The 13,054-nt window shown below is 43.9% G+C and carries 11 protein-coding genes; 10 read left to right on the top strand and 1 reads right to left on the bottom strand.

What is annotated here, in order from left to right:
- Window positions 1-126 precede the first annotated feature (126 nt).
- The 10 genes from nlpI (at window position 127) to deoD (ending at window position 11,416) form a co-directional block, all read left to right on the top strand.
- Window positions 127-1,020, top strand: a complete 894-nt coding sequence (gene nlpI, locus SHAL_RS16205) for a lipoprotein NlpI (RefSeq protein ID WP_012278213.1) — start codon at window positions 127-129, stop codon at window positions 1,018-1,020.
- 162 nt (window positions 1,021-1,182) lie between these two features.
- The gene (prfC, locus tag SHAL_RS16200) at window positions 1,183-2,763 is read left to right on the top strand and encodes a peptide chain release factor 3 (protein WP_012278212.1); all 1,581 of its coding nucleotides are present in this window, start codon (window positions 1,183-1,185) and stop codon (window positions 2,761-2,763) included.
- A gap of 142 nt (window positions 2,764-2,905) precedes the next feature.
- Window positions 2,906-3,103, top strand: a complete 198-nt coding sequence (locus tag SHAL_RS22715; RefSeq protein WP_083758324.1) for a DUF5363 family protein — start codon at window positions 2,906-2,908, stop codon at window positions 3,101-3,103.
- Window positions 3,104-3,115: 12 nt separating this feature from the next.
- A complete protein-coding gene (locus SHAL_RS16195) occupies window positions 3,116-3,889 on the top strand; it encodes a TatD family hydrolase (protein WP_012278211.1) in 774 nt (257 codons plus the stop codon).
- Window positions 3,890-4,068: 179 nt separating this feature from the next.
- A complete protein-coding gene (locus SHAL_RS16190; protein ID WP_012278210.1) occupies window positions 4,069-5,328 on the top strand; it encodes a NupC/NupG family nucleoside CNT transporter in 1,260 nt (419 codons plus the stop codon).
- A 336-nt stretch (window positions 5,329-5,664) separates the two neighbouring features.
- Complete coding sequence (locus tag SHAL_RS16185) at window positions 5,665-6,525, top strand: nucleoside-specific channel-forming Tsx family protein (RefSeq protein WP_012278209.1); 861 nt, start codon at window positions 5,665-5,667, stop codon at window positions 6,523-6,525.
- 578 nt (window positions 6,526-7,103) lie between these two features.
- The gene (gene deoC, locus SHAL_RS16180; RefSeq protein ID WP_012278208.1) at window positions 7,104-7,877 is read left to right on the top strand and encodes a deoxyribose-phosphate aldolase; all 774 of its coding nucleotides are present in this window, start codon (window positions 7,104-7,106) and stop codon (window positions 7,875-7,877) included.
- Window positions 7,878-8,039: 162 nt separating this feature from the next.
- Complete coding sequence (gene deoA / locus SHAL_RS16175; RefSeq protein ID WP_012278207.1) at window positions 8,040-9,371, top strand: thymidine phosphorylase; 1,332 nt, start codon at window positions 8,040-8,042, stop codon at window positions 9,369-9,371.
- A 13-nt stretch (window positions 9,372-9,384) separates the two neighbouring features.
- The gene (locus SHAL_RS16170) at window positions 9,385-10,605 is read left to right on the top strand and encodes a phosphopentomutase (protein WP_012278206.1); all 1,221 of its coding nucleotides are present in this window, start codon (window positions 9,385-9,387) and stop codon (window positions 10,603-10,605) included.
- A gap of 100 nt (window positions 10,606-10,705) precedes the next feature.
- Window positions 10,706-11,416 (top strand): purine-nucleoside phosphorylase, encoded by a 711-nt coding sequence (gene deoD / locus SHAL_RS16165; protein ID WP_012278205.1) that lies wholly within the window; start codon window positions 10,706-10,708, stop codon window positions 11,414-11,416.
- Window positions 11,417-11,527: 111 nt separating this feature from the next.
- On the opposite strand, the gene SHAL_RS23500 is transcribed toward deoD, so the two are convergent.
- Window positions 11,528-12,952 (bottom strand): AhpA/YtjB family protein, encoded by a 1,425-nt coding sequence (locus SHAL_RS23500; RefSeq protein ID WP_223296203.1) that lies wholly within the window; start codon window positions 12,950-12,952, stop codon window positions 11,528-11,530.
- Window positions 12,953-13,054 lie beyond the last annotated feature (102 nt).

Raw genomic sequence — 13,054 nt, 5'->3', positions numbered from 1 at the left:
TTTATGCGAAAAATTAAAGTTGACCAATTAATCTGTGTTAATTTGATTATTTTCAATTCCTTGATAGCAGTCGTGATAAGGGGTTGCTATGATTGGTGCTATTGGCGAAATCAAAAGGTTAAATGGATGAATCAAAAGATACGAACAGCTGTAGTCGTGGCTATGGTAAGTGTGAGTATGCTGCTGACAGGATGTGTGTCCACTCAGTCAGGTAGTGAACAACAAGCATCGATTAGGGTTGCGCCTGTTTCGCCTGATTATAAATTAGAAATTACCTTAGCTAAGCTAAATGAGATATTAGCCAGCGTTGAGTTAACGCCTGAGCAAAGGGCTCGTTTTCATTATGACCGTGGTGTTATCTATGATCGTGTAGGCCTGCGTATATTAAGTCGTATCGATTTCCATCAGGCACTCAAGCTTCAACCAAACTTAGCCGATGCTTATAACTTCCTCGGAATTTATTACACCCAAGAGAGTGAGTTTGAAAGTGCTTATGAAGCATTTGATGCTGTTTTAGAGCTGTCTCCTGATTATGATTACGCCTTTTTAAATCGAGGGATTTCGCTTTATTATGGTGAGCGCATGGAGCTCGCTGTATCAGATATGAGCACCTTCTATGAGCGTGAACCATCAGATGGCTATCGTGCATTATGGCTATATTTAGTCGAGCGCGAAATTGATGAGCAGAATGCTCAAGCACAACTAGCGACCAACCGCGAAAAACTACAGTCAGATGCTTGGTCAACGGCTCTAGTTGATTACTACTTAGGTCAAAAAAGTAAAGAAGATGTTTTTAGCTTAGCAAAAGAGGGGCTAAAGCACCCTAATGAGTATGCCGAGCGCCTTTGTGAAGCCTATTTTTATATGGCTAAAATTGCACAAAAGCAGGGTGATAACGTACTGGCAGCCAATTACTTTAGGCTGGCATTGGCAACCAACATCTATGACTTTGTTGAGCACCGCTTTGCCAGACTTGAACTTGCAAGAACAAATGAAGCACTTAAGCTAGCGATTAACTAACAGTCTAGCTATCAGTTTAAAAAAGCCTCCTTTGGAGGCTTTTTTATTGCGACTAATTTGCAAAAGTGAGGCATAGCGATTTAACAGCCTAGTTTGGTAGCAAAAACTAGGGTGAACGGCTATAATTGCGGCCTTTGTGAACTCCCAGAATTACAGGTAAACATGTCAGGCAATAAAGTTGAGGTCGACAAACGTCGCACTTTCGCCATCATCTCTCACCCAGATGCGGGTAAAACCACCATCACTGAAAAGGTTCTTTTATTCGGAAACGCGCTACAGAAAGCGGGTACCGTAAAGGGCAAGAAATCAGGTCAGCACGCTAAGTCTGACTGGATGGAGATGGAAAAGGATCGCGGGATCTCAATTACGACTTCTGTAATGCAGTTTCCTTATCATGATGCGCTCGTCAACCTGTTAGATACGCCTGGTCACGAAGATTTCTCTGAAGACACTTATCGTACCTTAACGGCGGTTGACTCATGCTTGATGGTTATCGACTCTGCGAAAGGTGTTGAGCAACGTACTATTAAGCTAATGGAAGTGACACGTCTGCGTGATACGCCTATTGTGACTTTCATGAACAAACTTGACCGTGATATTCGAGACCCAATCGAATTGATGGACGAAGTCGAGGAAGTGCTTAATATTAAGTGTGCACCGATCACTTGGCCAATTGGTTGTGGTAAAGAGTTCAAAGGTGTTTACCACTTGCTGCGTGATGAAGTGATCCTGTACCAAGGCGGTATGGGACATACCATTCAAGACTCTCGGGTCATCAAAGGGCTAGATAATCCTGAGCTTGATGACGCGATTGGTAGCTACGCTGCCGATATTCGTGATGAGATGGAGTTGGTTGTTGGTGCGTCACACGAATTTGATCTCGAGTTGTTCTTGAAAGGCGAGTTAACACCGGTCTACTTCGGTACCGCGTTAGGTAACTTTGGTGTGGACCATATTCTTGACGGTATCGTAGAGTGGGCACCAATACCACAACCACGCGAAACCGAAACGCGTGATGTGCAGCCTGAAGAAGAGAAGTTCAGTGGTTTCGTGTTTAAGATCCAAGCAAACATGGATCCTAAGCATCGTGACCGTGTCGCCTTTATGCGAGTTTGTTCTGGTCGTTATGAGCAAGGTATGAAGATGCATCACGTTCGTTTAGGTAAAGACGTTAACGTAAGTGATGCGTTGACCTTTATGGCGGGGGATCGTAACCGTGCTGAAGCCGCATATCCTGGTGATATTATCGGTTTGCATAACCATGGCACGATTCGAATCGGTGATACCTTTACTCAAGGTGAGAAGCTTCGCTTTACTGGTGTGCCTAACTTTGCACCTGAGATGTTCCGCCGTATTCGTCTAAGAGATCCGTTAAAGCAAAAGCAACTGCTTAAAGGGTTGGTACAGCTCTCGGAAGAGGGCGCTGTACAGGTATTTAGACCACTAGACAGTAATGATTTAATTGTGGGCGCTGTCGGTGTGCTGCAGTTTGAAGTTGTTGTTGGTCGTTTAAAGACAGAATATAAAGTAGAAGCGATTTACGAGGCTATTAGTGTTGCCACCGCACGCTGGGTATATTGTAACGATCACAAGAAGCTTGATGAATTTAAGCGTAAGTGCAGCATGAACTTAGCATTGGATGGTGGTGATAACTTGACTTATATTGCACCGACAATGGTTAACCTTAACCTGTCGATGGAACGTTATCCTGATATTGAATTTGCTAAGACTCGCGAAAACTAATACGCGGTTAACTATTCAATACTAAAAACCCCAGGCTCTGCTTGGGGTTTTGCTTTTTATATCGCTGAGTTTTCATCTTTTCAATTATATTGGTAACCCATATTAGTTGGGATAAACTCAAATAAGGTCACTGGAGGCATGTATGAAGCTTATTAGAACTATTTGGGCAAGATATATTAGATGGTGTGATGCGATGGGGTTTACCCCTGAGAACCGTCGTAGTTGCGTGCCTCATTTATCCGATCCTCAACTTCAGTTGGCAAACAAAAAAGCCGAAGTTGAACCGCCGTCGCTATCTTCAGTCAATCCTGAAGCTTGTTGCAAACCTATTAGAAAGTAAAGGGCGACACTCATGAAGCCGATTATTGATAGCCACGCCCATATTGATTTTCCAGTATTTGATGACGACAGAGCAGCGTTATTTGAGAATATGCACGCTGTCGGCATTGATAAGGTTTTGATCCCAGGAGTGTGCCCTCTGCAATGGCAAAAGCAAATCGCTGTGGCTCGGCAGTATAACTGCCTTTATAGTTTGGGGATCCATCCTTGGTATTGCGAAACTGCAACTGTTAAGAATATTGAAGACTTACGTGATTTACTTATCCGCTATAAAGATGATTCTCAGCTAGTTGCTGTCGGTGAATGTGGTTTAGATAAATTACATAAAAGTAATTTCATAACACAAATGAATTTATTTAGAGTTCAAGTTTCTTTGGCTAAGGAGTTTGATTTACCACTCATTATTCATGTGGTCAAAGCTCATGAAGAGATTTTAAAGTGCCTTAAAAGCGAGAAACCATCGAGAAAAGGGGTCATTCATGGCTTTTATGGTGGCCCTCAGTTGGCACTGCAGTATGTTAATTTAGGCTACAAGCTAGGCATAGGAGGCTTGTTGCTCAATGATAATGCACCTAAGTTGCAACAAACCGTGGCAGAATTACCGGTAGATTCATTCGTATTAGAAACAGATTCACCTGCGATGGCGCCAAAAAATGGCCAAAATAGTTATAACACGCCACTGCTTTTGCCCGATATCCTCAATAAAATGGCACATTTACAAAAAAAATCATCCGTTCTTATTTCAGAACAGATGTTTTCTAATGTCACGCAACTCTTTGACCTTTAGTTTTTTTCTGATTAAACAGATGTTTCTCGCATCGGAAATTCCAACAAAATCATTGAAATAAAACCTCAAAAACTTGATCAATACGACGCTTTTACCGATGTGGTCGGGTATAATCGGGATCGTAAAAAAAGGTTGGTTAACAACATAATTAAAAAGTATTAACAATAGGGTGATGGTTAATGGATATTTTAATGAGTTTAGTAGGGGTGGTCACCTTACTAGCGATAGCATTCGCGCTATCAAACAATAGAAAAGCAGTTAACAAACGTACCGTTTTTGGTGCATTGGCAATTCAAGCCGCTTTTGGTGGTTTTGTTCTATATGTTCCAGTCGGTAAAGACATTCTGCAAGGAATGTCGGATGCAGTATCTAGTGTTATTGGATACGCTCAAAGTGGTATTGGTTTCTTATTTGGTGATTTAGCTAACTTCAAAGTTGGCTTTATTTTTGCCATTAACGTTCTACCAATTATCGTTTTCTTCTCTTCTTTAATCGCAGTACTTTATTACTTAGGCGTTATGCAGTGGATCATCCGTATTATCGGTGGTGCTCTACAAAAAGCATTAGGTACAAGTCGTACTGAGTCTATGTCAGCTACCGCTAACATCTTCGTGGGTCAAACTGAAGCGCCACTTGTTGTCCGTCCGTTTATCGCGACGATGACTAACTCTGAGCTATTCGCAGTTATGGTTGGTGGTCTTGCATCTATCGCGGGTTCAGTAATGGCTGGTTACGCGCAGATGGGTGTACCTATCGAATACCTCGTTGCCGCTTCGTTCATGGCTGCACCAGCTGGTCTATTAATGGCTAAACTGATGCACCCTGAAACGGAAGAAGCAAAGAACGACATGAGCGACTTACCAGAAGATCCTGATAAGCCTGCTAACGTTCTTGACGCAGCAGCTGCAGGTGCTTCATCTGGTATGCACTTAGCACTTAACGTTGGTGCAATGCTTCTAGCATTCGTTGGCTTGATTGCTATGGTTAACGGCATTATCGGTGGCGTAGGTGGATGGTTTGGAATGGAAAATCTAACACTAGAATTAATTCTAGGTTATATCTTCATGCCTCTAGCATTCCTTATCGGTGTACCTTGGAACGAAGCACTTGTTGCCGGTTCTTTCATCGGCCAGAAGATTGTCATTAACGAATTCGTTGCTTACCTAAACTTTGCTCCATACCTAAAAGACTTAGCAGACGGCGGTATGGTTGTTGCTGAGACTGGCGTAGCAATGTCTGACCGTACTAAAGCGATTATCTCTTTCGCTCTATGTGGTTTCGCTAACCTATCTTCAATTGCGATTCTACTTGGTGGTCTAGGTTCTATGGCGCCGACTCGTCGTCATGACTTAGCCAAGCTTGGTATCCGTGCGGTTATCGCAGGCTCTCTAGCTAACTTGATGAGTGCTACACTTGCGGGTCTTTTCCTAGCATTGTAAGCCTCTAGGCTGAGCCCACTGCTCGGCCTAAGCGCTACCCACCTTTTGGGTAGCGCTATATTAAATCAATCGTTTTCAAAATTAGACGTTCTTTAAGATGATCAATCACTAGGGTTAGGGGTTGTTTCGGCTTAAAAATGACAAAAAGAATGATAAAGCAGTATTTGCTGCCTTAAAATCATGAAGTTGTTCGAATGTTAAAACTTAGTGTTCACATTTTTACATTAATCATGTTGATGTTTAGCATAAATAAAGTAAAATGCGGCACCATAAAAAAGAAACGCTGACTCTTCAATAAAGAGGGGCGGCAAACCATAAATAAAAATGGGGTTGATGATGAAAAACGTTAAAACTTTAGCACTAGCTGCTACTGCTGTTGCTGCAATGTCTGCACCTACTTTCGCTGCTGATCGTACTGACCTACGCTCTGGCGATTACAGCTGGATGCAGTTCAACGCAATGTACGCTGTAAATGAACTTCCACGTTCAGATGCTGATGACGGCGGACACGACTACCTAGAGATGGAATTCGGCGGCCGTGCTGGCATCGTTGATCTATACGGTTATGTTGACGTGTTCAACCTAACGAACAGCAGCTCAGGCGACAAAGGTGCTGGTAAGAGCAAGATGTTCATGAAGTTTGCTCCTCGTTTCTCTATCGATGCGATGACTGGCTGGGATCTTTCTGCTGGTCCAATCCAAGAAGTTTACTTCTCTACTCTATTCAACTGGGGTGGCGGAGCAATCAGTGGTGTAGATGCTGATGGTAATGAGTATGGCGGCGACGTTAACATGTCTTTCTGGGGTCTTGGTGCTGACGTTATGGTCCCATGGTTAGGTAAGACTGGCATGAACCTTTATGCTACTTACGACATGAACGCTAAAGACTGGAACGGTTACCAGTTTTCTATGAACTGGTTCAAGCCAGTAATGAACTTCGATAACGGTTCATTTGTTTCTTTCCAAGGTTATGTTGATTACCAGTTCGGTGCTGACGCAGTTGATGACATGTTTGTTCCTACTACTTCAAGTGGTGGCGCTGCATACTTCGGTCTACACTGGCACTCAGAGAACTACGCATTGGGTTATGGTCTAAAAGCATACCAAGACGTATATCTAGTTAAAGATAATGGTGGCATCGTAGGTCTAGAATCTACTGGTTTCGCACATTACTTCACTGCTACTTACAAGTTCTAAGCATCGCTTAAAACACGTTAAGTATCTGTTAGAGCCGCGAATTTCGCGGCTCTAATTAAATTCTACAAACTGCAAATTTCGCTCTTATTTTTTATTTCATTTTTAACTACAGATATAACAGACAGTAATAAAAACGGGTTAATTTTTACTTAAGCATCAGCTATATTTATTATGCTCTTATCAATGGGCATAGCTAAGTCAGTTTGTTTAGGTAAGCATTAAGGCCCTTCTCATATAATAAGCATGTAAGAGAAGGGACATAACAAAAGTTACAAGATTTACTACGCGCTAAAAGGGATTTTTCGCGGAAAGGCAGAAATAAGCAGTATCAATTTCCCTTCCCGGTCTTCATGGATTCAAGTCGTGACACTAGTGTCAGGATGGTTGGGCCAAATGGCTCACAATGTTGGATACCTGAATAGTATTTTTATGCTTAGCGCTAAATAGCATTAAGCATGTAATTCGGTAATGCCGAAGGCCCGGCCCATAACTATAATCAAAATAAGCCAGTTCAAGGCATCGCCGTGCGATAATTTTCTGTTTTAATTAATTATTTGAATCTTTCTCGGAGAGCTATTATGAGCGACTTAAAAAAAGCAGCACAACAAGCCATTAGTCTAATGGATCTTACTACTCTAAATGACGATGACACAGATCAAAAAGTGATCGAACTATGTCATAAAGCTAAGACGCCTGCTGGTGACACTGCTGCTATCTGTATTTACCCTCGCTTTATTCCTATTGCGCGCAAAACCCTAAACGAAATTGGTGGCGACGATATTAAAATCGCTACGGTAACTAACTTCCCGCACGGTAACGACGATATCGCTATCGCGGTATTAGAAACTCGCGCAGCAGTTGCATACGGCGCCGACGAAGTCGACGTAGTGTTCCCATACCGCGCACTAATGGAAGGCAATGAAACTGTAGGCTTTGAGCTTGTTAAGGCGTGTAAAGAAGCCTGTGGCGAAGACACTATCCTTAAGGTGATCATCGAGTCTGGCGTGTTAGCCGATCCTGCTCTTATTCGTAAAGCATCTGAGCTATCTATCGATGCGGGCGCAGACTTCATCAAGACCTCTACTGGTAAAGTTGCTGTTAACGCAACCCTTGAAGCCGCTGAGATCATGATGACTGTGATCAGCGAAAAGAACCCTAAAGTTGGCTTCAAGCCTGCTGGCGGCGTAAAAGACGCTGCGGCAGCTGCAGAGTTTTTAGGTGTTGCGGCGCGTCTTCTTGGTGATGACTGGGCGACTCCTGCGACATTCCGTTTCGGTGCTTCGAGCCTTTTGACTAACCTGCTGCATACGCTTGAGCTAGCTGACGCACCACAAGGTGCACAAGGTTACTAATCTTTACTGATTAAGCTTGTTGTTAAGTGTGATCTAAATCTAATTAGGTGTATCAAAAGTCCGTTAGTATGTAACAATATTACGGCTTTTGATTCACTTTAGCGGAATGCTAACTGAGGGTTCTGTTTATTCGAAACTCAGTTACACTCTTGGAGGTAGTACATGTTTTTAGCTCAAGAAATTATTCGTAAAAAACGTAATGCTGAAGTCCTTTCGACTGAAGAGATCCAATTCTTCGTCAACGGTATCACCAACAATACTGTTTCAGAAGGTCAGATCGCAGCCTTTGGTATGGCGGTCTATTTCAATGACATGAACATGGATGAACGTATTGCGCTGACTACAGCGATGCGTGACTCTGGTACAGTGCTAGACTGGAAATCGCTCGATCTTAATGGTCCAATTATTGATAAGCACTCAACTGGTGGTGTGGGAGATGTCATTAGTTTGATGTTAGGCCCAATGGCTGCTGCTTGTGGTGGTTATGTGCCGATGATCTCTGGTCGTGGTTTAGGCCATACTGGCGGTACGCTCGACAAGTTTGATGCCATTCCTGGTTATAACACCGAACCCGACAGTGCGCTGTTCCGCAAAGTTGTAAAAGAAGCCGGTGTGGCCATTATTGGTCAAACGGGCGATCTTGTTCCTGCCGATAAGCGTTTCTATTCTATTCGCGATAATACCGCTACGGTTGAGTCTATCTCTTTAATCACAGCCTCCATTCTTTCTAAAAAGCTTGCTGCTGGTCTTGATGCTTTGGCGATGGACGTTAAAGTCGGTACTGGCGCGTTTATGCCTACCTACGAATTATCAGAAGAGTTGGCTCGCAGTATTACTGCTGTCGCAAACGGTGCAGGCACTAAGACAACGGCATTACTTACGGATATGAACCAAGTTCTGGCTTCATGTGCGGGTAATGCGGTAGAGGTGAAAGAAGCGGTAGACTTTATGACAGGTGCTTACCGTAACCCTCGTCTATATGAAGTGACTATGGGTCTTTGTGCCGAAATGTTAGTACTGGGCGGGATCGCAAGTAACGAAGCCGAAGCGCGCGTAAAACTAAACGCTGTACTGGATAACGGTAAAGCGGCAGAGATCTTTGGTCGTATGGTGTCAGGCCTAGGTGGTCCAGCAGATTTCGTTGAGAACTACAGCAAGTACCTACCTGATTCTCAAATTATTCGTCCAGTGTATGCGGACAGAGCCGGTTTTGCATCGGCAATGGATACCCGTGAACTTGGACTTGCAGTCGTTACCTTAGGTGGCGGTCGTCGTAAGCCAGGAGATGTTCTGGACTATAGTGTCGGACTTTCTAAGGTCTGTGCGCTAGGCGATGAGATCAATGCCGATAAGCCGATTGCATTTATTCATGCTCAATCTGAAGGTGCCTTTGCTGAAGCTGAAGCTGCAGTAAAGAAAGCGATTCATATTGGCGATACCAAACCAGACAAAACTCCGGAAATTTATCGTTATATCCGCGAGTCTGATCTGTAACGGAGCACAGTTTATGAAACGTACTATAATCATGATGCTAGATTCGTTCGGCATCGGCGAGGCGCACGACGCGCATGCCTTTGGTGATGTGGGTTCAAACACATTTGGCAACATTGCTAAAGCGTGTGCAGAAGGTAAGGCTAATGATGGTCGTGAAGGCCCCTTGAAGCTGCCCAACCTAGCTCGCTTAGGTCTCGGTCATGCATCAAAAGAGAGCACGGGCGAGTTTCCAGCAGGCTTTGGTGATGATGTCGAGATCATTGGCGCATATGGCCATGCTGACGAATTAAGCTCAGGTAAAGATACACCAAGTGGACACTGGGAAATGGCTGGCGTACCTGTTCTTTATGAATGGGGTTACTTTGGCGATAAGCAGAACTCTTTTCCAAAAGAGCTCACGGATAAAATTCTTGCCAGAGCGGGTTTAAGTGGTTTTCTAGGAAACTGCCACTCTTCAGGCACGATAATTCTAGAAGAGCTTGGTGAAGAGCATATGCGCACCGGCAAGCCAATTTTCTATACTTCGGCTGACTCTGTTTTCCAGATTGCGTGTCACGAAGAGAGCTTTGGTCTTGAGAAGCTTTATGAGCTTTGCATTATTGCTCGTGAGGAGCTTGCCGATTACAACATCGGGCGTGTTATTGCTCGTCCGTTTGTTGGCACAGGTCCCAGTGACTTTGCTCGTACAGGTAATCGTCGTGACTACGCAGTTGAGCCGCCAGCACCAACCGTGCTTGATAAGCTTAAAGCGGCCGGCGGTGAAGTGGTCAGTGTAGGTAAGATTGCAGATATTTATGCACATTGTGGTATCACTAAGAAAGTAAAGGCGACAGGCCTTGAAGAACTATTTGATGCGACATTAGAGCAAGTTAAGCAAGCGGGTGACAATACAATCGTATTCACTAACTTCGTTGATTTTGACTCTCATTTCGGTCATCGCCGCGATGTAGCGGGCTACGCACGTAGCCTAGAGTACTTTGACTCTCGTTTACCTGAGATCTTAGCGTTACTCGATGAAGATGATTTCTTGCTGTTAACGGCAGACCACGGCTGTGATCCAACTTGGCCGGGCAGTGATCATACTCGTGAACGTGTACCGGTTTTAGCCTATGGCGCAGGCCTTGAGCCTGGCTCTTTAGGATTACGCAATAGCTTTGCCGATATGGGACAATCCATTGCAAGCTACCATAAGCTTGAACCAATGGAATATGGCGAATCATTTGTTCGTTCATAAGCGGTAACAAGATTTGAATTTGGCGGCTCAGTTTGGGCCGCTAGCAAACAAGACTAAAGTTGTTTACGACGGTCTAAAAATATAAATAGGGGTTATTCTGATGGCTACACCACACATTAATGCAGTAGACGGCGCATTTGGCGATACAGTGCTATTTCCTGGCGATCCATTACGCGCTAAGTACATTGCTGAAACGTTTCTAGAGAACGTTGAGCAAGTGACTGACGTACGTAACATGCTTGGTTTTACTGGTACTTACAAAGGCGTTCGTATTTCAGTTATGGGTTCAGGCATGGGTATTCCTTCTTGCTCAATCTACGCAACTGAATTGATTAAAGACTATGGCGTTAAGAACCTAATCCGCGTTGGTACTTGTGGCGCAGTAAGCACTGACGTTAAAGTACGTGACGTGATCATCGGTATGGGTGCATGTACTGACTCACAAGTTAACCGTTTACGTTTCAAGGGCCAAGACTTCGCAGCTATCTGTGATTACAGCCTACTAGCCGCTGTTGTTAAAGCTGCTGACGCAAAGGGTACTAAGTACCGCGTTGGTAACGTTTTCTCTGCAGACCTATTCTACACGCCAGATCCAGAAATGTTTGACGTGATGGAAAAGATGGACGTGCTAGGTGTCGAAATGGAAGCTGCTGGCCTATATGGCGTAGCGAAAGAGTTCGGTGCTAAAGCTTTGTGTGTTTGTACTGTATCTGATCATATCCGTACAGGTGAAAAGACCTCTTCTGATGAGCGTCAAACTACCTTCAACGAAATGATCGAAATGACTCTAGAAGCTGCTATTACTCTGTAATAGTCGCTGCTTCGCAGTCGTTGACTGCGAGGTTGAAGAGTAATAAAACGGACGCTTATGCGTCCGTTTTTGTTTTTAGCCTCAAACTTTTCAGCCTACAAGTTGGTCGAGTTAATCTGTCTCATCCTTTGGCTCTATTTTAGGCTCAGATTTTGAATCCGCTTTGACCTCGGTTGCCGGCTTGCTCTTTGCCTTAACAGGCGCTTTAGGCTTTGCCGCAGTCTTAGGCTTAGCTTTTGCCTTTGTAGCAGGTTTAGCTTCCGTTGCTGTCTCAGAGCTAGGCTTAGCTTCTACGTTCGTCTTTACCTTTGTAGCTGGTTTAGCTTCCGTTGCTGTCTCAGAGCTAGGCTTAGTTTTTACGTTCGTCTTTGCCTTTGTAGCAGGTTTAACTTGCGTTGCTGTCTTAGAGTCAGACTTGGGCTTAGCTTTTACGTTTGCCTTTGCCTTTGTAGCAGGTTTAGTTTCCGTTGCTGTCTCAGAGTTAGGCTTGGTCTGCTCCTTAGCTTGAGCTTTGGATTGAGCTGTTGTTTTAGGCTTAGGCTTCGTCTTAGCTTTTGGTTTGACAGCGGGCTTCTCCTCTGCCGATATTTGTTTCTTAACTGCAGTCGTTTTTTTAGACACTGTTGACTGGGCTAGATTTGGTTCTAAGCTTGATTCAGTCTCTGGTTTCAAGTCTGGTTTTAAGTCTGGTTCTAATTCAGGCTTTCGCTCAGGTTCTGTTGGAGCATTAGCAAGGGTTGGCTTAGCTGTATCACTATCACTATCACTATCACTATCAGTTTTAGGTGAGAGTTTTACGACTTGGGTCTCTGTATCTGCTTGCTGAATAGCCGAGGGACTTAGTTCTGTTGAATCCGTCTCACTACTTTTAGGTTCGATACCGGAGCTTACAGTTGCTGCAGCATTTTTAGCCTGCTTTTTAGCGTCATTAGCTTGTTTTTTCGCTGCCTTAGCCGCGGCTTTTTCTTTTTTCTTTGAGAGTAATTGCCTGAGCTTGACTCTGGCTTTACGTCTATCAAAGTCGGCCCGCTTAAATGACAGCGCGCGGGATAACAACATACCAATCAAGCCTGCAATAAGCAGCATTATCTGCTGCTGTTCCATATTGATGTGGTGTGCCTCTTTAATCTCATTAAAGAAATATTTAGGTTCTAGGCGCACTTCAACATAGCCTAAGTTTTTGCCATCTTGAGAGACGGCTTCAACATAGGGCGGATATTGATCCAAGATGCTGGATAACTCTTCTGAGTCTGGCTCTAAGTCTTCATCGATGACGCTTTGAGCAAAAGAGAGTCTGACTCCATCTTCACTGAAAATACTGGCAGACATGACTTTTGGGTCTAGCACTAATGCTTGAGCTAACCATTGTAGTTGCTCATCATTTTCTAACTGTAATGCCGGTGCAGCACCATAAGCCGTTTGCTGCACCAGTAATCTTGCCATCTTTTCTGTTTGGGACTTTAGAAGCTGCTGCCCTTGTAGTAGGCTAGTTTCCCACAACTGATCGAGCCCGATGAATAATGCGATCGCAATCATGATTTGTAACAGGCGACTTATTCGATGGCTCTTTTTTAGGCCTTTTAAATAGAACACTGAAACCCTTAATTTATTGTGTACTCACCTAATCATAATTGATTA

The sequence above is a fragment of the Shewanella halifaxensis HAW-EB4 genome, from assembly GCF_000019185.1.
In the GTDB taxonomy this organism is placed as follows: domain Bacteria; phylum Pseudomonadota; class Gammaproteobacteria; order Enterobacterales; family Shewanellaceae; genus Shewanella; species Shewanella halifaxensis.
This window is presented reverse-complemented; position numbering and strand designations above follow the sequence as displayed.